Origin of the sequence: Immundisolibacter sp. (assembly GCF_014359565.1) — a bacterium.
In the GTDB taxonomy this organism is placed as follows: Bacteria; Pseudomonadota; Gammaproteobacteria; order Immundisolibacterales; family Immundisolibacteraceae; genus Immundisolibacter.
This window is the reverse complement of the sequence record NZ_JACIZD010000014.1, coordinates 37,754-58,306: the sequence shown is the minus strand read 5'-3', so window position 1 is coordinate 58,306 and position 20,553 is coordinate 37,754. Positions and strand designations below refer to the sequence as shown.

Annotated in this window: 18 protein-coding genes and 3 pseudogenes; 3 read left to right on the top strand and 18 right to left on the bottom strand. The window is 68.4% G+C overall.

The genetic code is table 11. From position 1 onward, the window contains the following. The 10 genes and pseudogenes from H5U26_RS14975 to lgt all read right to left on the bottom strand — a co-directional run. Positions 1–257, bottom strand: a pseudogene (locus H5U26_RS14975) (IS30 family transposase); the annotation flags it as partial. 98 nt (positions 258–355) lie between these two features. Next, positions 356–769 carry a type II toxin-antitoxin system VapC family toxin gene (locus H5U26_RS12555; RefSeq protein WP_290620208.1) on the bottom strand — a complete coding sequence of 138 codons (414 nt, stop codon included), beginning with the start codon at positions 767–769 and terminating at the stop codon, positions 356–358. Then, positions 769–990 (bottom strand): type II toxin-antitoxin system Phd/YefM family antitoxin, encoded by a 222-nt coding sequence (locus H5U26_RS12550; protein ID WP_290620206.1) that lies wholly within the window; start codon positions 988–990, stop codon positions 769–771. Before H5U26_RS12550 ends, H5U26_RS12555 begins: the two co-directional genes overlap by 1 nt. Before the next feature lie 438 nt (positions 991–1,428). Continuing rightward, complete coding sequence (locus tag H5U26_RS12545; RefSeq protein ID WP_290620204.1) at positions 1,429–1,674, bottom strand: sulfurtransferase TusA family protein; 246 nt, start codon at positions 1,672–1,674, stop codon at positions 1,429–1,431. A gap of 7 nt (positions 1,675–1,681) precedes the next feature. Then, positions 1,682–2,467 (bottom strand): glucose 1-dehydrogenase, encoded by a 786-nt coding sequence (locus H5U26_RS12540; RefSeq protein ID WP_290620202.1) that lies wholly within the window; start codon positions 2,465–2,467, stop codon positions 1,682–1,684. Between the two features lie 68 nt (positions 2,468–2,535). Continuing rightward, complete coding sequence (locus H5U26_RS12535) at positions 2,536–3,723, bottom strand: phosphoglycerate kinase (RefSeq protein ID WP_290620200.1); 1,188 nt, start codon at positions 3,721–3,723, stop codon at positions 2,536–2,538. 9 nt (positions 3,724–3,732) lie between these two features. After that, positions 3,733–4,743 carry a type I glyceraldehyde-3-phosphate dehydrogenase gene (gap, locus tag H5U26_RS12530; RefSeq protein WP_290620198.1) on the bottom strand — a complete coding sequence of 337 codons (1,011 nt, stop codon included), beginning with the start codon at positions 4,741–4,743 and terminating at the stop codon, positions 3,733–3,735. A gap of 199 nt (positions 4,744–4,942) precedes the next feature. Beyond that, positions 4,943–6,940, bottom strand: coding sequence for a transketolase (gene tkt, locus H5U26_RS12525; protein WP_366055950.1), 1,998 nt, complete (start codon positions 6,938–6,940; stop codon positions 4,943–4,945). 304 nt (positions 6,941–7,244) lie between these two features. Next, positions 7,245–9,218 (bottom strand): monovalent cation:proton antiporter family protein, encoded by a 1,974-nt coding sequence (locus tag H5U26_RS12520; RefSeq protein WP_290620194.1) that lies wholly within the window; start codon positions 9,216–9,218, stop codon positions 7,245–7,247. Continuing rightward, positions 9,218–10,003, bottom strand: a complete 786-nt coding sequence (gene lgt / locus H5U26_RS12515) for a prolipoprotein diacylglyceryl transferase (protein ID WP_290620192.1) — start codon at positions 10,001–10,003, stop codon at positions 9,218–9,220. The genes H5U26_RS12520 and lgt overlap by 1 nt, the downstream gene beginning before the upstream one ends. Before the next feature lie 18 nt (positions 10,004–10,021). On the opposite strand from lgt, the gene H5U26_RS12510 reads away from it, so the two are divergent. Together H5U26_RS12510 and H5U26_RS12505 are read left to right on the top strand one after the other, a co-directional pair. After that, the gene (locus H5U26_RS12510; protein WP_290620189.1) at positions 10,022–12,124 is read left to right on the top strand and encodes a thioredoxin domain-containing protein; all 2,103 of its coding nucleotides are present in this window, start codon (positions 10,022–10,024) and stop codon (positions 12,122–12,124) included. A 57-nt stretch (positions 12,125–12,181) separates the two neighbouring features. Next, positions 12,182–12,928 carry a 3-oxoacyl-ACP reductase family protein gene (locus H5U26_RS12505; protein ID WP_290620187.1) on the top strand — a complete coding sequence of 249 codons (747 nt, stop codon included), beginning with the start codon at positions 12,182–12,184 and terminating at the stop codon, positions 12,926–12,928. A gap of 100 nt (positions 12,929–13,028) precedes the next feature. Here the strand turns inward: H5U26_RS12505 and H5U26_RS14970 are convergent. Together H5U26_RS14970 and H5U26_RS12495 are read right to left on the bottom strand one after the other, a co-directional pair. After that, positions 13,029–13,362, bottom strand: a pseudogene (locus tag H5U26_RS14970) (type II toxin-antitoxin system RelE/ParE family toxin). Beyond that, on the bottom strand, positions 13,359–13,610 hold the full coding sequence (locus tag H5U26_RS12495; protein WP_366055947.1) for a type II toxin-antitoxin system ParD family antitoxin: 252 nt from the start codon (positions 13,608–13,610) through the stop codon (positions 13,359–13,361). The pseudogene H5U26_RS14970 and the gene H5U26_RS12495 overlap by 4 nt, the downstream one beginning before the upstream one ends. 40 nt (positions 13,611–13,650) lie before the next feature. On the opposite strand from H5U26_RS12495, the pseudogene H5U26_RS14965 reads away from it, so the two are divergent. Then, positions 13,651–13,737, top strand: a pseudogene (locus H5U26_RS14965) (oxidoreductase); the annotation flags it as partial. A 48-nt stretch (positions 13,738–13,785) separates the two neighbouring features. On the opposite strand, the gene H5U26_RS12490 reads toward H5U26_RS14965, so the two are convergent. From H5U26_RS12490 to lptD, 6 genes are all read right to left on the bottom strand, one after another. After that, complete coding sequence (locus tag H5U26_RS12490; RefSeq protein ID WP_290620181.1) at positions 13,786–14,226, bottom strand: hypothetical protein; 441 nt, start codon at positions 14,224–14,226, stop codon at positions 13,786–13,788. Positions 14,227–14,308: 82 nt separating this feature from the next. Next, on the bottom strand, positions 14,309–15,082 hold the full coding sequence (locus tag H5U26_RS12485) for a 16S rRNA (uracil(1498)-N(3))-methyltransferase (protein ID WP_290620179.1): 774 nt from the start codon (positions 15,080–15,082) through the stop codon (positions 14,309–14,311). A 2-nt stretch (positions 15,083–15,084) separates the two neighbouring features. Then, positions 15,085–15,849 carry a 16S rRNA (adenine(1518)-N(6)/adenine(1519)-N(6))-dimethyltransferase RsmA gene (rsmA, locus tag H5U26_RS12480; RefSeq protein ID WP_290620177.1) on the bottom strand — a complete coding sequence of 255 codons (765 nt, stop codon included), beginning with the start codon at positions 15,847–15,849 and terminating at the stop codon, positions 15,085–15,087. After that, the gene (gene pdxA, locus H5U26_RS12475) at positions 15,849–16,835 is read right to left on the bottom strand and encodes a 4-hydroxythreonine-4-phosphate dehydrogenase PdxA (RefSeq protein WP_290620175.1); all 987 of its coding nucleotides are present in this window, start codon (positions 16,833–16,835) and stop codon (positions 15,849–15,851) included. The genes rsmA and pdxA overlap by 1 nt, the downstream gene beginning before the upstream one ends. Before the next feature lie 7 nt (positions 16,836–16,842). Further along, positions 16,843–18,105, bottom strand: a complete 1,263-nt coding sequence (locus H5U26_RS12470) for a peptidylprolyl isomerase (RefSeq protein WP_290620173.1) — start codon at positions 18,103–18,105, stop codon at positions 16,843–16,845. 29 nt (positions 18,106–18,134) lie between these two features. Continuing rightward, positions 18,135–20,336, bottom strand: a complete 2,202-nt coding sequence (gene lptD, locus H5U26_RS12465) for an LPS assembly protein LptD (protein ID WP_290620171.1) — start codon at positions 20,334–20,336, stop codon at positions 18,135–18,137. Positions 20,337–20,553 lie beyond the last annotated feature (217 nt).

Genomic DNA, 20,553 nt, shown 5'->3' with positions numbered 1-20,553 from the left:
ACGACGAAGCGGGTCTTGCGCTCGACCAGCGTGCCGACGGCCGAGCGGTTGTAGGCGCCCTTGATGAAGTCGCCTTCCCAGTGGCCCGGCAGCGTGCGCGCGGCGATGTGCTCGGGGCGATGCACGATGCGCAGGTCCTGCGGCACCGTGCTGCCTTTGGCCAAGGTTCGACGACGGCGACCCCGGGCGGGCTTGCTCTGGCGCAGCGCCTCGATCAGCGATTGCTTCAGCGCCCCGCGTGGATATGCGTAGAACGCCGTGCAATAACCTCACGGCATGCACCGTATGAAGGTTCCAGCCGGTGCAATGCGGCTTCGCCTTGTTGCACCCTGCGCGCCGAATTGATCTTTTGCCCTCACAAGGCCACCACTCGCAGGCCGAAGCGATCGGCGGCGTGGCATTGGCGGGCGTCGGCAGAAATGAAAACCTCCGCGGCACAGGCCAGCGCGGCGCCCAGATGAATGGCATCCATCCCGCGCAGGGGGCCGGATTCCAGTGCCCTGACCGCGTGCGCAATGACCTGCGGCGCGGTGTCGCACACCAGCGCGTCGGCGATATCCGCCAGCAGGTCGCTTTTGATGTTCTGGTATTGGGCGCCGGTCAGGCGGCCTTCGCGTTGCAGGCGGCAAAACGCCGAAATCAACCCGGGAACGGCGAGGACCGAGAGCGCCAGTTCACTCGCCTGTTCGCACCAGGCCAGCACCTGCGGGGTACCGGTTTCGGCGATGTAGCGCTTGGCGAAGGCGGACGAATCGAAATAGACCCGCATCAGTCGCCGCGGTCCTCGAGAATCAGCCGGCTGATCTCCCGCCCGCCAATGGCCAGCGGGCGCGCCTGGCGCCGCTTCCAGGATGGCAAATCAGGCTGGATCGGATGAATCTCGGCGATGGGCTTGCCGTTGCGCAGCACGCGCACCGTTTCCCCGGCCTCGACCAGGTCGAAGTAGGCCTTGGCGTGATTGCGCAGTTCGGTGAAGGTGGCGTCCTGCATGGCCGTTCTCCAGTTCAAAATGCACATAAAAGCGGGCATCAAGGCCGGTTGGTTGGGCGATGCTCCGCAGACGCAATGCCCTGCGCTTGCCGCATCCTACGTCGGGCGTTATGACGCTGCTCGGCGCGCGCGGATTCCTCGCACGCGCCGATTGTGATGAGGGCACACCTAGGCGATGAACGGTGCCTCGTGCGTCGAGAGGAAATGCCGTAGAAGTGCTCGCCGAGTTGCGTCGCGGCTTCCGCCGCCATGCCGCTGGTGGACGTCACCACCGCGATGCTGCGGCAGACGGTCAGGATGCAGTGCAGGTCGGAGATTTCATCGGCCGTGTTGGCGCCATCATGGCAAGTGGACCGATCGCGCACTCGCTGGGGTACCGCCCGGCGCCCGCTCGCAAGCGTCGAAATCCGCGTGGCCCCGGCAGCTGCCAGGCGCGGATCAGTCCGCCTTGGCGACCTCGACCTGCAAGGTATCGCCAAGGGGCCTGACGGCCAGCACCCGGTGGCCATCCTCGGCCAGGCTGGCGCGCACCTGCTCTGCCGACTCACCGGCCGAGAACAGAAACGCCACCCGCTCACCCGGCGCCATGCGGCTGAGTGCCTGACGGGCCTTGACGTAGTGCAGGGGGCAACCGTAGGTGGACAGGTCCACCAGCGGCATGGCAGCTTCGGCGGCGGCGCTCATGACCGCCTCAGATCGCATCGAACAGTTCGAAGCGCTTGCCGGCGGTCATGCCGCCGTCTACCACCAGCGCCGCGCCGGTGATGAAGGACGCATCGTCCGAGGCCAGGAACACGGCCGGCTTGGCGATCTCGTGCGGCTCGGCCATGCGCTGCATGGCGCACACGTCGGTCATCATTTTCTGATGCTCCGGGAAGCGCGCCATGTAGCCGCGGATGCGCGGCGTCCAGGTGCCACCCGGGCAGATGGCGTTGACGCGGATGTTGTGGCGCGCGAAGTCCATGGCCATGTTCTTGGACAGGTTGATCACCGCCGCCTTGGCCGCCGAGTACGCCGCGCAGCGGTTCTCGGCCAGGATGCCGGCGGTCGACGCGACATTGATGATGACCCCGCCCCCGCGCTTCTTGATCTCGGGAATCGCCACGTGCGAGCAGCGATAGACGGAGGTCAGGTTGGTGTCGACGATGAAGCGCCATTCCTCGTCGTTGGCCTCCTCGACGTTCTTCATCATGTTGTTGCCGGCCACGTTGAACAGCACGTCCAGCCCCCCGAAGCGCTTGACGGTGGCCGGCACCATGGCGGCGACGGCATCCAGATCGTTGACGTCCATCTCCAGCGCCAGCGCCTGGCCGCCGGCCGCGGCGACTTCGGCGGCGGCCTTCTCGGCCGCGTGCAGGTCCAGGTCGCAGACGGTGACGCTGCCGCCGTCCCGGACCCACTCATCGACGATGGCGCGGCCGATGCCGGCGCCGCCGCCGGTGACGATGGCTACCTTGCCGGCGAAACGTTGGCTCATGTTGGCGTCTCCTCTTGAATGTTTTGTGTCAGCTGCGGCGACGGTGGTCGAGGTCGCCGCTGGTGCCTTTATGTCCGGGTTGCCGCGCGCTGCTCAAGCACCTCGACCGCCGGCAGGGTCTTGCCTTCCAGTACTTCCAGGAAGGCGCCGCCGCCGGTCGAAATGTACGACACGCGGTCGGCGATACCGAACTTGGCGATGGCGGCCAGTGTCTCGCCGCCGCCGCAGATGGAAAACGCCGGCGAGTCGGCAATCGCCTCCGCCAGCAGGCGCGTGCCCTGCGCGAAGGCCGGGTACTCGAACACGCCCAGCGGCCCGTTCCAGACCACCGTGCCGGCGCTGCGGATGATGTCGCCCAGTTCGCGGGCAAAATCGGCGTCGAAATCCAGAATCATCTCGTCGGCGTCCACGTTGCCCACGTCCTTGACCGCACTGGGCACGGTGTCGCCGATCTCGGTGGCGACCACCACGCGTTGTGGCAACGGAATCGGCCGCCCGAGGGCCTTGGCCTGTTCCAGCAGGCCGCGGGCGGTTTCGACCAGGTCCGGTTCATACAGGGAATGCCCGACGTCGTGGCCAGCCGCGACCAGGAAGGTATTGGCGATGCCGCCACCGACGATGAGGCGGTCCACCATCGGCAGCAGGTTGGTCAGCACGGCGAGCTTGCTCGACACCTTGGCACCGCCAACGATGGCCACCAGCGGGCGCTTGGGCGCCGCCAGCGCCAGGTGCAGGGCGTCCAGTTCGGCCACCAGCAGCGGACCAGCGCAGGCCACCGGCGCGTACTTGGCCACGCCGTGGGTGGAGGCCTCCGCCCGGTGCGCGGTGCCGAAGGCGTCCATCACGAACACGTCGCACAGCGCCGCCATGCGCTGCGCCAGGGCATCGTCGTTCTTTTTCTCGCCGACGTTGAAGCGCACGTTCTCGCCAAGCGCGATCTCGCCCGGCTGGATGGCGACGCCATCCAGCCAGTCGCGCAGGCACGGCACGGGCCGGCCGAGCAGATCTCCCAGGCGACGGGCCACCGGCGCCAGGCTGGCCTCGGCATCGAAGGCGCCTTCCTTTGGCCGGCCGAGGTGCGACAGCACCAGTACCGCGGCGCCGGCCGCCAGCGCCGCCTGCGCGGTCGGCACGAAGGCGCGGATGCGCGTGTCGTCCAGGATCACGCCGTCGCGCAGCGGCACGTTCAGATCGGCGCGAATCATGACCCGCTTGCCGGCCAGGGCCAGCTCGCTCATGCGCAGCACGTTTGCCATGACGTGCCCTCAGCCGACCTTGGCCAGGACGAGCGCCGTGTCCAGCATGCGGTTCGAGAAGCCCCACTCGTTGTCGTACCAGGAGCAGACCTTCACCAGCGTGCCGTCGATGACCTTGGTCAGCGTGGCGTCGTAGGTGGACGAGGCCGGGTTGTGGTTGAAGTCGACCGACACCAGCGGCTCGTCGGTGTAGGCGAGGATGCCCTTGAGCGGGCCATTGGCGGCCTCGCGCACGGCGGCGTTGATTTGGTCCACGCTGGTGGCGCGCCCGGCGGTGAAGGTCAGGTCCACGATCGACACGTTGATGGTCGGCACGCGGATGGCGAAGCCGTCCAGCTTGCCCTTGAGCTCCGGCAGCACCAGGCCGACCGCGGCGGCAGCGCCGGTCTTGGTCGGAATCATGGACTGCGTGGCCGAGCGGGCGCGACGCACGTCCTCGTGATAGACGTCGGTCAGCACCTGGTCGTTGGTGTAGGCATGCACGGTGGTCATCAGGCCCTGCAGCAGGCCGAACTTCTCGTGCATGACCTTGGCCAGCGGCGCCAGGCAGTTGGTGGTGCAGGAAGCGTTCGAGACCACCGTGTCGCCGGCCTTGAGCACCTGATGGTTCACGCCGTAGACGACGGTGGCATCCACTTCCTTGCCCGGCGCGGAGATCAGCACCTTGCGCGCGCCGGCCTTCAGGTGCGCCGAGGCCTTGTCCTTGCTGGTGAAAAAACCGGTGCATTCGAGCACCACGTCCACGCCAAGCTCGCCCCAGGGCAGCTTGGCCGGATCGCGCTCGCTGGTCACGCGGATGCGGTCGCCGTTGACGATCATGGCGCCGTCGGTCACCTCGACGGTGCCGGGGAACTTGCCGTGGGCGGTGTCGTAACGGGTCAGGTGGGCCAGGATGTTGGCATCGCCCAGGTCGTTGACCGCCACTATCTGCACTTCGCCGGTGCGCCCACTCTCGTAGAGCGCACGCAGCACGTTGCGTCCGATGCGGCCATAGCCGTTGATTGCCACCTTGATCGCCATTGCACCGTTCTCCTTGCAGAAATCGAATTAACTAATTGACTTGGTGAACGCTGATCGAGCCAGAGTTCCCCCGCGCGCCAAGCACACCACACCGCACACGTGTAGGAGCACAGCTTCGCTGCGCGATCGCCCGGCAAGCCGGGCTCCTACAACAATAATCGCCCTCCTTACGGCGCGATGATCATCGACCCCGCCCGTGTCAGCCCCTTTGCAGCGTCGCCCGCGCCGCGGCTATCACGGCCTCGGGCGTGAATCCGAAATACTCGAACAGCGCCCCGGCCGGCGCCGATTCGCCGAAGCGGTCCAGGCCGATCACCTGACCGCAATCACCCACGTAACGCCACCAAAGCCCCGTCACGCCCGCCTCCACGGCCACCCGCGCCGTCACCGCCGGCGGCAGCACGCTGTCACGGTAGCCCGCGTCCTGCGCCGCGAAACGCTCCAGGCACGGCATGGACACCACACGCGCCGCAATGCCCTCACTGGCCAGCCGCTCGCGCGCCGCCATCACCAGCGCCACCTCCGAGCCGCTGGCCATGAGGATCAGGTCCGGCGCGCTCGGCGTGTCCGCCAGCACGTAGCCGCCCCGCTCGACCGCTGCCAGTTGCCCGGCATCGCGCGCCTGATGCGGCAGCTTCTGGCGCGACAGGGCGAGCGCACTCGGCCCCTCGGCCGTCAAAGCCTGTGCCCAGGCAGCGGCGGTCTCGGCCGCATCGCACGGCCGCCACACGCTCAGACCCGGCACCAGTCGCAGGCTGGACACATGCTCCACCGGCTGGTGGGTGGGGCCGTCCTCGCCCAGGCCGATCGAATCGTGTGTCAGCACATAGGTCACCCGCAGGCCCATGAGCGCCGCCATCCGGATGCCGTTGCGGGCGTAATCCGAGAACACCAGAAAGGTACCGCCATACGGCAGCAAGCCGCCGTGCAGGGCGATGCCGTTCATGATCGCGGTCATGCCGAACTCACGCACGCCGTAGTGCAGGTAGTCGCCACCCGGATTGGCTGCGTCCAGCCGGGTGGCGCCGGACCAGTCGGTGAGGTTCGATTCTGTCAGGTCGGCCGAGCCACCCAGAAACTCCGGCAGCAGCGGACCGAAGGCTTCGAGTGCCAGTTGCGAGGCCTGGCGGCTGGCGACGTCCTTCGCGTCGGCCTGAAAACGGGCCACGATGGCTTGTGCCTGTGCCTCGAAATCAGCCGGCAGCAGGCCGGCCATGCGCCGCCGGAATTCCGCCGCCAGTGTGGGGTACTCGTCCGCATAGCGATCGAAGCGGTCCTGCCAGTCGACTTGCAGCGCGGCGCCCCGTGGCCGGGCGTCCCAGGCGGCATAGATGTCAGCCGGAATCTCGAACGGACCGCAGGTCCAGCCCAGCTGCGCGCGCGCCGCGGCGATTTCGTCGCCACCCAGCGGCGCGCCATGCGCCGACGCCTTGCCCTGCTTGTTGGGCGCCCCGAAACCGATCACCGTGCGGCAGCAGATGAGTGTGGGTCTGGCGGTCTCGGCCCGCGCCTGTTGCAGGGCGGCGGCGACCGCAGCGGCATCATGGCCGTCCACGTCGCGGATCACCTGCCAGCCGTAGGCCTCGAAGCGGGCCGGCGTGTCGTCGGCAAACCAGCCGCTGACCTGACCGTCGATGGAGATGCCGTTGTCGTCGTACAGCGCGATCAGCTTGCCCAGGCCCAGCGTGCCGGCCACTGAGCAGGCCTCGTGCGAGACACCTTCCATCAGGCAACCGTCGCCGACGAACACGTAGGTGTGGTGATCGACGATGGCATGGCCGGGCCGGTTGAACTCCGCCGCCAGCCGCCGTTCGGCGATCGCCATGCCGACCGCGTTGGCCAGGCCCTGACCCAGCGGCCCGGTCGTGGTCTCCACGCCCGGCGTCAGGCCGTACTCGGGATGGCCGGGGGTTTTGGAGTGCAGCTGCCGGAAGCGCTTGAGCTCATCCAGCGGCAGGTCATAGCCGCTCAGGTGCAGCAGCGCGTACAGCAGCATCGAGCCGTGGCCGTTGGAGACCACGAAGCGGTCGCGGTCCGGCCAGGCCGGGTCGGCCGGGTTGTGGCGCAGCAGGTCGTTCCACAGGACTTCGGCGATGTCAGCCATGCCCATCGGCATGCCGGGGTGGCCGGACTTGGCGGCCTCTACCGCGTCCATGGCCAGCGCCCGGACGGCGTTGGCAAGTTGCCGGCGCGGCAGGGACATACAGTTCTCCGGATCGGGACCAAAATCGGCAGGAGACCGGCAGACGGACACCCGCCGGCCGCGGGGGGCGGCAAGGATAACGCAGCCCGAGCGCCGCTTGCAGGGGCAGGTCACCCCGACCACAAGGCGCGCCCGGTGCGCCCCGAGGAAACGCTGAATAAATCCATCCTGGATTTCTCAGCGCCCGCCATCGGAAAAGCGTGGTTTTCCGATGGCTCACAAAATCAGCGGCTTATAGCCACTGATTTTGGCAGCGCATCCCTGCGCTGCGGGAAACGCTGAATACTTCAGCCTTTCCCTAACCGCCCAGCAGGCGTCTTTCCGCGTTCTCCACCTGGCTGGCAGTGCCAAACAACACCACCGCGTCGCCGGCCTGCAGACGCAAGTCATCGGCCGGCGTCAGTTCGCCTGCACCGCGGCGCACGCTGCGCACCTCGGCGCCGGTCCGGGCCAGATCCAGCTCGTCCAGGCGCTGGCCGACCGCGCGCGCATCGTCGGGCAGGCGCACGGCGTGGCGCACTTCGAGGGCCTGGCCCTGCGTGTCCTCGATGCGCGAGCGCTGACCGTGAAAATAGCCGCGCAGCACGCCGTAACGCTCCTCGCGCACGCCCTGCACGCTTTGCTGTACCCGCTCCATCGGGAAATCGAGCAGCGCCAGCACGTGCGAGGCCAGCGTCAGGCTGGCCTCGAAGGTTTCCGGCACCACGGCGGTCACGCCGGCCTGCTTCAGAATGTCCCGGTGGCGGTCATCGGTGGTGCGCACCAGGATCGGCAGCTCGGGGGCCAGCTCGCGCACCGCCCGCACGATGGCCAGCGCCTGCCGGTGGTCGGTGAAGCTCACCACCACCAGACGCGCCCGAGCGATACCAAGCGCATGCAACAGCGCAGGTCGGCGGGCGTCACCATAGAACACGTTCTCGCCGCCCAGCAGGGCCTCCTGCACGCGCACCGGGTCTTCGTCCACGGCGACGAACGCGACGCCCTCGCGGCTCAGGATGCGCCCCACCGCCTGGCCGACGCGCCCGTAGCCGCAAATGACGACGTGACCGCTCAGCGCGCCGGTGGCGCCGCTCACGTCGACAAGATCGGCCTGCGCGGCGGGCAGCGGGTGGTGGTGCCGCAAAAACCAGGCGGCGATGCGACCGTTGTGACGCACGATCAGCGGCGTCAGTCCCATGCTCAGCACGATGCTGGCGGCCACCAGCGTGGCCTGGCCGGGGTCGATCAAGCGGTAGGTACCGGCCACCGCCAGCAGGGCAAAGCCGAATTCACCGCCCTGTGCCAACAGCAGCGCCGCGCGCAGCGAAGTCAGCCGGTCCTCGCCCAGCCAACGCCCCAGCACCATCACAATGACCGTCTTGAACACCAGCAGGGCCGCCGTCAGGCCCAGCAGCGCCGGCCAGCGCGGCAGCAGCTGCGCCGGCACCAGCAACATGCCGACACTGACGAAGAAAATGCCCAGCAGCACATCCCGAAACGGCCGGATCTCGACCTCGATGCGGTGCCGGAAATGGCTCTCGCCGAGCATCATGCCGGCGATGAAGGCGCCCAGCGTCATCGACAGGCCAAACGCGTCCGTCAGCAGCGCGGCGAGCAGGGCCACCAGCAACGCGGCGAGCACGAACAGCTCATCCGAATGCGTCTTGGCGACCTCGAAGAACACCCGCGGCAGCACCCACTTGCCGATGCCGATCAGCGCCGCGAACAGCACCAGGCCCTTGGCGACAGTAATGGCGAGCACCAGCGGCAGGCCATCGCCCTCGGTGGCCAGGGCCGGGATCAGAATCAGGAACAGCACGGCCGCCAGATCCTGAAACAGCAGCACCGCGACGCCGAGCTGGCCGTGGCGGGCGTACAGCTCGCCGTTGCGGGCCAGCTCGCGCGTCACCACCGCGGTGGACGACAGCGCCAGCACCGCCGCCATCAGCAGTGCCAGCGGCGGCGACAGTCCAAACCCGAGCCCGACCGCCATGAACGCCGCCGTGCAGATCAGCACCTGCCCGCCGCCCAGGCCAAACACCAGCCGGCGCATGGCCAGCAGGCGCGACAGCGAAAATTCCAGACCCAGCGAGAACAGCAGGAACACCACACCGAACTCGGCCAGGTACTGCACCGCCTCCTGGTTGCCCACCAGACCGAGCGCACCGGGCCCGATCAGCAGGCCGGTGGTCAGATAGCCCAGCGTGGGCGGCAGGCGCAGGCGGTAGAACGCCGCCAGCACCAGCGCCGAGGCGGTGAGGATGATGACCAGTTCGGCAAAGAAGCCGTGCATCAGGCCGCGCTGTGCCGACGACTGAGCATCAGCAGCGCCGCTCCCGCGACCAACATCGGCAGGCACAGCAGCTGACCCATGGTCAGCCAGTCGAAGGCGACGAAGCCCAGAAAGGCATCCGGCTCACGCGCGAATTCACCGATGAAACGCAGCGTGCCGTAGCCGATCAGAAACACCCCGGACACCGCCATCACCGGCCGTGGCCGGGCCGAATACAGCCACAGGATGACGAACAGCAGCCCGCCTTCGAGCGCCGCCTGATAAAGCTGCGATGGATGGCGCGGCAGCGGCCCGGCGCCCTCGAACACCATGCCCCAGGGCAGGTCCGTGACCCGCCCCCACAGCTCGCCGTTGATGAAGTTGCCAAGCCGCCCGGCCAGCAGCCCGGTCGGCACCAGCGGCGCCGCAAAATCGGTCACCGTGAAGAAACCGCGGCCGGTCTTGCGCCCGAACAGCCAGCACGCCAACAGCACGCCGATCAGCCCGCCGTGGAAGGACATGCCGCCCTCCCAGGCCTGCAGGATGGCTGCCGGATGAGACAGGTAGTAAGCGGGCTGATAGAACAGCACATAGCCGATGCGCCCGCCGAGCACGGCGCCCATGGCGCAGTAGAAAATCAGGTCGCCGAGCTCGCTCGCCTGCCAGCCGCTGCCGGGGCGCTGCGCGCGCCTTCGACCCAGCCACCAGGCGGCCGCGAAACCGACCAGGTACATGAGGCCATACCAGCGGATGGCCAGTGGGCCAAGGTGCAGGGCGACCGGATCGATGGCGGGATGGTGCAACATGGGCACCGATTATCCGGCATGATCCGGCAACCCCGCTTGCCACCGCCTGTCGCCATGTCCAACACCATCTCATCCGGCCACCCGCCCAACCGCCTGGCTGCCGAGTGCAGTCCGTATCTGCTGCAACACGCCCACAACCCGGTCGACTGGCACCCCTGGGGCGACGCGGCGCTGGCCCTGGCGCGCACGCAGGACAAGCCGATCCTGCTGTCGATTGGCTACTCGGCCTGCCACTGGTGCCATGTGATGGCGCACGAGTCCTTCGAGGACCCCGCCACGGCGGCGGTGATGAACAGCCTGTTCGTCAACATCAAGGTCGATCGCGAGGAACGGCCGGACCTGGACCGCATCTATCAACTGGCCCACCAGATGCTGACCGGTCGCGGCGGCGGCTGGCCGCTGACCATGTTCCTCACCCCGGACCAGGTGCCGTTCTTCGGCGGCACCTATTTCCCCAAGGAGGCCCGCTACGGCCTGCCGGCCTTCACCGATTTGCTGGGCCGGGTGGACGAGTACTACCGCGGCCACCGGGCGCAAATCGACCAGCAGAACCACCAGTTACTGGAAGCCCTGGCGGGCAACCAGACCCTCGGCGACGCCAAGGCGGCAGCCGGCGACGCACCGCTGCGCCGCGCCATGGCCGAACTGAGCGGCCTGTTCGACCCCGTGAACGGCGGCTTTGGGGGCGCGCCCAAATTCCCGCAGGCACCACTGATCGAGCGCTGCCTGCGCGAACACGCCCGCAGCGGCGACGAACAGGCGCTGCGCATGGCGCTGCTGACGCTCGAACAAATCGCCCGCGGCGGCATCCACGACCATCTGGGCGGCGGCTTTTGCCGTTACTCGGTCGATGCCGAATGGAGCATCCCGCACTTCGAGAAAATGCTGTCCGACAACGGCCAGCTGCTGCGCCTGTACGCACAGGCGGCGCAGATCACCGCCAGCGCGCGCTTCGACGCCGTGCTGCATACCACCGGCCAGTGGGTGCTGCGCGAAATGCGCTCGCCGGGCGGCGGCTTTTACGCGGCGCTGGATGCCGATTCCGAGGGCGAGGAAGGCCGCTTCTACGCCTGGGATCGGGCCGAGGTGAAAGCCCTGCTCAGCGCCGAGGAATACGCCATCCTGGCCCGTCGCTTTGGCCTCGACAGCACGCCCAATTTCGAGCACCGCTGGCATTTGCGCGTCTGCACCGATGTGGCGGACATCGCCAGCGAGGTCGGCCTCTCGCCCCAGCGCGTGGCCGTGGTGCTGTCCGGCGCCATGCAAAAGCTGTTCGTCGCCCGCAGCGGGCGCGTGCGGCCGGGCCTGGACGACAAGATCCTGGCCGGCTGGAACGGCCTGATGATCGGCGGCCTGGCGCAGGCCGGGCGACACCTGAACGAAACCGCCTTCATCGACGCCGCCGCGGCGGCGGCTGATTTTGCCCGCCGCGTGCTGTGGCAGGACGGCCGCCTGAAGGCCGTCGCCAAGGGCGAGCAGGCGTATCTGGCCGCCTATCTGGACGATCACGCCTACCTGCTCGATGGCCTTCTGGAGCTGCTGCAGACCCGCTGGAACGGCGAGCATCCGGCCTTTGCGATCGATCTGGCCGAGGTGATGCTGGCGCATTTTGAGGACCCGGACGGAGGCGGCTTTTTCCATACCGCCGACGATCACGAACGGCTCATCGTGCGCACCCGGCCGCTGGGCGACGACGCCACGCCGGCCGGCAGCGCCATTGCCGCGCGCGCGCTCGGCCGGCTCGGTCACCTGCTGGGCGAAAGCCGCTACCTGGACGCCGCCGCGCGTGCCGTGCAAGGCGCCGCCGGCCGCTTCCAGGAACACCCCCTCGGCTTCTGCAGCCTGCTGACGGCGCTCGAAGAACAGCTCACGCCACCGCAAACGCTAATCCTGCGCGGCGCGCCCAGCGCACTCGACCCCTGGCTGTCCGCCGCCCGCACCGGCTACCAGCCGCTGCGCATCACGCTGGCCATCCCGCCCGAGGCTGCCGACCTGCCCGGCGTGCTCGCCCACTGCCGGCCACAGGGCGAAGCCGTGGCGTACCTGTGCCAGGGCGGTCAGTGCAGCGCACCGATCACCACGCTCGACGGATTGCTGGGCGCCCTTTCCGGCCAGTCCTGAAGCGCCTGCCGCGCGAGCCGTTACTGATCCGCTTCCTTACCCATCACGAGGTCCGGCATGACGCAAGCCCTGAAGAACATGCGCGCATTGGTCACCGGCGGCAGCCGCGGCATCGGCGCCGCCATCGTGCGGCGCCTGGCACGCGACGGCGCGCAGGTGGCCCTGACCTACGTCCACAACGCCGAGCAGGCCGCGGCCAGCGTCCAGGCCGCCCAAGCCTTCGGCGGCCAGGCGCTGGCGATTCAGGCCGACAGTGCAGACGCCAGCGCCGTGGTGGCAGCCGTGGAGCAAACCGTGGCAACGCTCGGCGGCATCGACATCCTGGTCAACAACGCCGGTGTGTTTCACATGGCGCCGGCCGGCGAGTTTCCGCTGGCGCAGTTCGATCGCACGGTGGCCGTGAATCTGCGCGCCGCCTTCGTTGCCACCGAGGCGGCCGTGAAACACATGCGCCCGGGCGGGCGCATCATCATGATCGGCAGCTGCAACGCCGAGCGCATGCCCTTCGCCGGTGGCGCCGTCTACGCCATGAGCAAGGCCGGGCTGGTGGGGCTGGTCAAGGGTCTGGCGCGGGATCTGGGCCCGCGCGGCATCACCGTCAACAACGTCCAGCCCGGACCCATCGACACCGACATGAATCCCGCCGACAGCGAGTTTGGCGCCGCCGTGCGGGAGCAGATACTGGCCGTGCCGCGTTACGGCACAGCCGACGAAGTGGCCGGCATGGTCGCGTATCTTGCAAGCGCCGAGGCCGGCTTCGTCACCGGCGCCAGCCTGACGATCGACGGCGGCTTTACGGCCTAGAACACTGACGCAATCAGCGTTTCCCGCAGCCAAGGGATGCGCTGCCACAATCGGCGGCTACAGGTCAGGAAGCCTCGCCTGTTTGTGAGCGGACCGCCCGTCAAATGGTGTCGCCGGGCTCGCGCATCCACGCCGGGATGTCGCGTCCGGCATGCAGCACGCGCCAAACGTCGACGTGGTCGGGCCGTTCGACATGGAAAACCAGATAGGGATACCGCGTCAGCGGCCAGCAGCGCAGGCCCGGCAGGTTCAATTCGTGCGCGTAGCGGGGCGAGCCGGTCCGCAGGGTGGCGGCCGATGTGGTCATAGGCCTGCTGCAGGGCGTCGATGAATCCAGGCGCTGCCGGCCCGGCATCCTCAGCCAGGTAGTACGCGATGGCTTGGTCGATGTCCCGGTTGGCCTGCTCACGCGGGACGATCGGCTTCGCCTTCACCCACGGGCGCCGGACTTGGCGGCCTGATGAACTTGGTCACGCAGGCCATCAAAATAAGCTGCGTCGGCCGCGGCGGTTGGCGCGGACGCGGCGCCCGCCAGCAGAAGCCCGCGAAGCTGGAGCCGATCCTGGTCCCTGCGGATCAACTCGCGCACATACTCGCTGCTGGTACCGTAACCGCGCTGGCTGACTTGCTCGTCCACGAAGGACTTGAGGCTGTCGGGCAGGGAAATGTTCATCGTGCTCATGTCCGCAGACTAAGGCACTTTGACAAAAGTTGGCAAGGCAGTGGCCGGGATGGTCGCCTGTCCGGCAAGTCCCGAGGCCGGCTTCGTCACCGGCGCCAGCCTGACGATCGACGGCGGCTTTACGGCTTGGGGAAACGCTGACGCAATCAGCGTTTTCCGCAGCGCCGGGACGGCGTCACTCGCCGGGCGTCTTGCGTTGGTAGGCCTGGCCGTTCCACCGCCACACCGGCATCGCCCCGAAGCCGGGGCCGCCGACCTCGACATCGGCCCAGCCACTGCGACGGGTGTCGAGCACCACCGGCGTGCCGACGTCGTCGAGCAGCATGGTCCAGCCGCCCGCTCGCTTGGCCACCAGGCCAAAGAAGGTGTGCGGCGAGCCGTAGCAGAACATGCTGCTCTCGGTGACGAAGGCTTCCGGCTGGCCATCGCCGTTGACGTCGACCTCTTCGATCGCCCCTGGCGTGTAGGACGCGGTCGGCGTTTCCTCCACGCAGCGGATGTAACGCCCGTCGGCAGCCTTGGTGAAGCCGGCGGCCTTGAAGACGGCAGCCGCATCGCCAGCCGACAGCGCGGCGCCGGCGGGCGCATTCGCCAGCAGCAGGGCGGCGGCGAGCATTGTTGCAACGTGTGCTGGACGAATAGGCATGATCAGGCTCGCTGTGTCGATTGATGCACGTGGAGCACGTGCAGCGCCCTTATTACCGATCAGCGCCAGCCCCGCCCTGGCGACCGCCAAGATCGCCGGCCAGCGCCTGCAACACGGCCAGCGCCACGACTGCGGCCGTTTCGGTCCGCAAAATTCGCGGCCCCAGGCGCACCGGCCGGTAGCCGGCAGCCAGCGCGGCCTGGCGTTCGGCCGCCGCGAGTCCGCCCTCGGGCCCGATCAGCACGCTAACCGGTCCGGTCAGGGCACCCAGGTCGGTGAGTGCGTCCGGCGCGGCCCAGTCCAGCAACAGGCCAGCGCCCGCCACCGGGTCCGCGCTGTGGTCGGCCAGGTATTCGGACAACGCACGCGGCTCGGCCACCGCCGGCACGCGGGTGCGCCCGCTCTGCTCGCAGGCGGCCAGTATCACGCCACGCCAGTGCGCCAGGCGGCGCTCGGCCCGCTCGCCGGCCAGGCGCAGCACGGTGCGCTCAGTGACCACCGGCACGATGTCGGTCACGCCAAGCTCGACCGCCTTCTGCAGGGTGTAGTCCATGCGCTCGCCGCGCGAGATGCCCTGCACCAGCCGCACCGACAAGGGCGATTCGCGCCGGTCCGGGGTGAACTCGCCGACCTGCGCCAGCAGGGCGCCATCGCCCCCGCGCGCCAGCACGGCAGAAAACTCGCCGCCCTGGCCGTTGAACAGGCACAGCGGATCGCCGGCCCGCAGGCGCAGCACCTTGACCGCGTGATCGAGCGCCCGCCGGTCCAGCGGGCAGTCGGCGCCGCTCGCCAGCGGCTGGTCGACATAAAGGCGCGGGATGCGCACGCTCAGGCGTCCGCCAGGCGAACGAAATCGGCCACCGACAGCACCTCTGGGCGTAGCCCCGGGTCGATGTCCGCCGCAGCGAACTGAGTTTCCGTGACTACGCCCGACAGGCTGTTGCGCAGGGTCTTTCGGCGCTGCGCGAAGGCCCGCTGCACGACCTCGGCAAAGCGCCTTTCGTCGGCGGCCGGATGCGGCAGATTCAGGTACGGCGTCAGCAGCACGATGCGCGACTGCACCTTGGGCGCCGGCCAGAAGGCGCCCGGCGGCACGATGAACAGCGCCTCGACCGCGCACGCGTACTGGATCATCACCGACAGGCGCCCGTAGTCCGGATCGCCCGGCGCGGCTGCCATGCGGTCGACCACCTCGCGCTGCAGCATGAACAGCATGTCGCCGATGACCGCCCGTTGATCGAGCAGGTGAAACAGCAGCGGCGTCGAGATGTTGTACGGCAGGTTGCCGAAAATGCGCAGACGTCCGCCGGGCGGCGCCAGGCTGGCGAAGTCGAAGCGCAGCGCATCGGCGCCGATGAGGTCGAGGCCACGGCCGGCAAAGCGCGTGCGCAGCTCGGCGGCCAGATCCCGGTCCAGCTCGATGGCGTTCAGCGCCCCGGCCAGGGCCAGCACCGGCTCGGTGAGCGCGCCGTGGCCGGGGCCGATCTCGACCAGCGCCTGCCCCGGCCGTGGCGCCAGGCTGGCCACGATGCGCGCGATCACGCCCGGGCTGTGCAGGAAGTTCTGGCCGAAGCGCTTTCTGGCCGGCTGCATCAGCGCCCTGCCCTGACCAGCTCGGCCGCCAGTGTCACGGCCGCGCGCAGGCTGCCAGCGTCGGCCTTGCCGGTGGCGGCCAGATCGTAGGCGGTACCGTGGTCGACCGAGCTGCGGATGATCGGCAGCCCCAGCGTCACATTGACCGCTTGGCCGAAACCCGCGTACTTGAGCACCGGCAGGCCCTGGTCGTGGTACATCGCCAGCACCGCGTCGAACGGCGTCAGGCGCGCGGGCGTGAACAGCGTGTCAGCGGGCAGCGGCCCGGTCAGGTCAAGACCCCGTGCGCGCGCGACGGCGATGGCTGGGGCGATCAGGTCGATCTCCTCGCGCCCCAGATGACCGCGCTCGCCGGCGTGGGGATTCAGGCCGCACACGGCGATGCGCGGCCGGGCGATGCCAAACCGGCTGCGCAGGTCGTGATCCAGGATGCGCAGCGTGCCGGCCAGGCCCTCGACGCTGAGGGCGTCCGGCACCTGCCGCAGCGGCAGATGGGTGGTGGCCAGCGCCACGCGCAGCGTGCCGGCCACCAGCAGCATCACCACCTGCGCGGTGCCGGTGCGGGCGGCCAGGTACTCGGTATGGCCGCTGAATGGAATGCCGGCGTCGCAGATCACGCCCTTGTCCAGCGGCGCGGTCACCAGTGCATCGAAGCGGCCGCCGAGGCAGCCGGTGACGGCCAGGTCCAGGCCCTCCAGCAGCGCCAGGGCGTTGGCAGGATCGGGCCGGCCGGGCGACGGCGGGCGCGGCAGGTCCACCTGCCAGACGCGCAGCGTGCCGGGTGCAGCCGCGGCGGCCGGCTGATGCGGATCGAACGGCTCGATGCCCACCGCCTGGCCGAGCGCCGCCGCGCGGGCCAACAGGTGCCCGGCGTCGCCGATGAAGGTCAGTTCGAGGTCCGCTGCCTGCGCCGTGCGCGCCAGCTCGAGGCAGATGTCCGGCCCGATGCCGGCCGGCTCGCCGACCGTGATCGCCAGACGGATCATTGCGCGCCTACAGCCGCAGCTCCACGTACGCCTCGTCGCGCAGGCGCTGCAGCCAGGCCTGCGTCATTTCTTCTGCCTTGCGCGCCCGCAGCAGGTCGCGGGCGTGGGCGCGCCGGTACGCTTCAGTGTCGTCGTGACTGCGCCGTCCGAGCACGCGGATCAGATGAAATCCGTAGTTGGACTGCACCGGCTGGCTCAGCTCGCCCTCTGGAAGACTCTGCATTGCGCTGGAGAATGCCGGAACCACTTCCTCGGCGCTGACCCAGCCCAGGTCGCCGCCCTTGACCGCCGAACCCGGATCGTCGGAATGGGTACGCGCCAGTTCATGGAAGTCCTCGCCGGCCAGGATGCGCTGGCGCAGGGATTCGATGCGCGCCCGTGCCTCCTCCTCGCGCCCGGCCTCGGCCTTGACCAGGATGTGTTCGACATGCGTCTGCTCGACCACATGACGGCCGCCGGCGGCATCGGACTCCAGCAGTTTCAGGATGTGAAAGCCGCTGGCGCTCGGAATCACGGCGCTGATGCCGCCGGGCGGCAGATCGCGCACCGCGGCCACGAACGGCGGCGGCAGCTCGTCGGCGTTGCGCCAGCCCAGATCGCCGCCTTCCAGGGCCTGCTGACCTTTGGATACCGCCACCGCGGTGCTGGCGAAATCGGCGCCTGCGATCAGCTCCGAATGCACCTGCTGTGCCTGGGCTTCGATGCTTCGCACTTGCTCCGGCGTCGGGTCCGGCGGCAGGGCAATCAGGATGTGCGCCAGGTGGTAGCGGCCGGCGGCGGTATCGCCGCCCTCGGCCAGGAAGCGCTCGACCTCGGCATCGGACACGTTGATGCGGGAAATGACTTCCTTCTGGCGCAGCTGGGTGATGCGCATCTCGCTGCGGATCTGCTCACGAAAATCCTCGAAGCTGCCGCCGTCGGCGACGACTGCCTCGCGCATCTGGGCCAGCGACAGATTGTTGCGGGCGGCGATGTTCTGCAGCGTGAAATTCAGTTCGTCGTCGCCGATGTTGATGCCGGCCTGGTCGGCCAGCTGCATCTGCAAGCGCCGCACTACCAGGTGCTCGAGCACCTGCCGCTCGAACTCCCGTCGCGGCGGCGTGGCCGTGCCCCGGCTGCGCAAATCCGCCAGGATGCGCTGCACCTCGCGCTCGAGTTCGCTCTGAACGATCACGTCCTTGTTGACGACCGCCACGACGCGGTCAAGGTTGGCCGCCGGTGCCGCCCACGGCAACACAACGGCGCACAGCACGGCGAGCAATCGTTTCACGTCAGGGTGCCTTGTCCGCAGGATCGCAATCAGAAGCCGTAGGCGTTGCGGTCGTAGCCGAACACGCCTTCGGTGAGCAGGTTTTCCACTTTGTTGCCGATGTTGGTCAGTCCCTTCAGTTCGAGCTCGAACATGATGGCGCTGGTGGTCTCGCCGCTGAGGTTGCGGATGTAGCGCCGGGTAACCACCCGCGCGCCCCAGCAGCAACTCTCATAACCCAGACCGACGAAGCTCTCGATGATCTTGGACTCCGGCAGCGAGTAGTAAGACCGGCCCACCAGCTGCCAGTTTCGGCCCAGCGGGACGACGCCCGACAGGTCGATCTGTTCCAGGCTGTCGGTGAGACCCGGCGCAGACAAGTTGGGCAGCTCCCGGCGCATGCGATAGGACGCATTCAGCAGCGTGCCGCCCGTGCCCCGGTAATGCAGGCCAAACACGGAACGCTGCGTGCTGCCGCTGTCCGGATCCCATTCCAGATCACCGCTGGCCGTCAATGCGCGTGTCAGGCGCGCCCATAGCTCGCCGACGATGGCCGACTCGCGGCTGTCCAGCGCTGGGCCCGGGCGCAGGCTGACCTGGCGATCCCGCAGGTAGCGAATCTGGCCGAGGCTCGCGCGCAGCATCTCGACCCCGCTGGTCCCGCTCAGGAAACGGCTGGTGACGGCCGCCGTGACCTGGTTGGCATCGCCCTGGCGATCCGGGCCAGAAAAGCGGTTGGTACGAAACAGCGACTGGAAGCTGAAATCCGTATCGCCGGTGTCGAACACGGGAATGTCGTCCTGGTCCCGCTGCGGGATGTACAGATAGAACAGCCGCGGTTCGAGCGTCTGCTGCGCGCTCACGCCCCACAGGTCGAGGTCACGCTCGAAAAACAGCCCGCTGTCCAGGCTGAGGATCGGCACCGAGCGGCTCGGCGCATCGTCCAGCCCCGGCAACTGGTCGTTCAGCTGGTACTGCGTGTAGCGAAAGCCGACCCGTGGCTCGATCCGAAACGCCGCCCGCTCCCACGGCAGGCTGATGCTGGGATACAGGTCCAGGCGCGTGCCATCGACCAGGTCCGGGTGGTCGTAGGCGGTGTACTCGCTGTCCAGTGCGTAATTCAGGCCACCGAACGTGAAGCCGGATGTGTTGAACATCAGCTGCGGCAGGCGCCGGTACGGCCGCGTGCCGCTGAGGGTCTGATAGGTCTCGACCTGCCCCATGACACGCCAGTTGTCACCGTTGTAGGTGGTGTTTGCCAGGCGCTGCAAGTGGGTGGTGCTTACATCGCTGATGCCGTTACCGAAGTCCTCGAAATAGGCGTCATCGGACACGCTGTTGTAGGTGAGGTAATGCGTCCAGCGCGGCGTGAAGGCGCCTGACTGGGACATGAACAGGGCGTTGCGGTTGCGGTCGGCAACCTTGTCGGACGGCAGGAAACTGCCGCCGATCTCGCCCTGCACGTCAGTGAACAGGTAGCGCCCCAGCCCCTCCATCATCAACCCGCGCTTGCTCATGTAGCGGGGGGTGATGGTGGCGTCGTAGTTGGGCGCCAGGTTCAGGTAGTACGGCGCCCGCAGCTCGAAACCGATTTCGTCGGAATTGCCGGCGCTTGGCGCCAGGAAACCCGACTTGCGCTTGTCGGAGAGCGGAAAGCTGAAATACGGGCTGTACAGGATCGGTATGCCCTTGAAGTCCAGCACCACGTTGCGCGCCGAGCCTTTGCCGGCGTCAAAATCCAGATCGACCTTGGTCGAGCGCACCGCCCAGTCGCGCTTGCCCGGCGGACAGGTGGTGTAGAAAGCGCCTTCCAGCGTATGCCGGCTGGCATCGCGGCGAATGATGCGCGTGGCGCGACCCCGCGCCCGCTTCTCGCGCAGCGCATAGCTGGCGTTCTCGATGGTGCCCTGGTCGGCGTCGATGTTGTAGGACAGGCTGCTGCCCTCGAGCATCATGCGGCTGTCGCCGAACACCACCGCGCCGGTGGCCACCGCCGCCTGGCTGTCGCGGTTGAACGTGACCTCGTCGGCGTTGAGCTGACGATCGCCCTTGACGATGGCCGCCTGGCCGCTGAGCAAAATATCCCCCGAGGGCTGGGCTTCCGACGAGTCGGCTACCACGTAGATCGGCTGACCGCTCGCCTTGGCCCGCGCCGCCACCGCCGGATCGGGACCGATGAACTCGAATGCGCTGCCGCACTGGGCATCGCTCGGCTGGCTCACCGCCGCCTGCCCGGCCACGCTCAGGAGCACTGCATAAAGCCCGACGACGGCCGTGCACGCCCGTCGAAAAACCGCTGAATTGGAGTAGCGCAACGTAAGTTAAGCCCAGGCGCGGACGGTTAACAAAACGCCCCGGCGGGTGCGGGGCGTTGCATGTTCGTGGGGCATTGCCGTGTGCCTGAACACCACGGCGGATCACCCACGAGCGGCGACGATGATAGCAGACCCCCAGCGGCGCCGGCCCGGC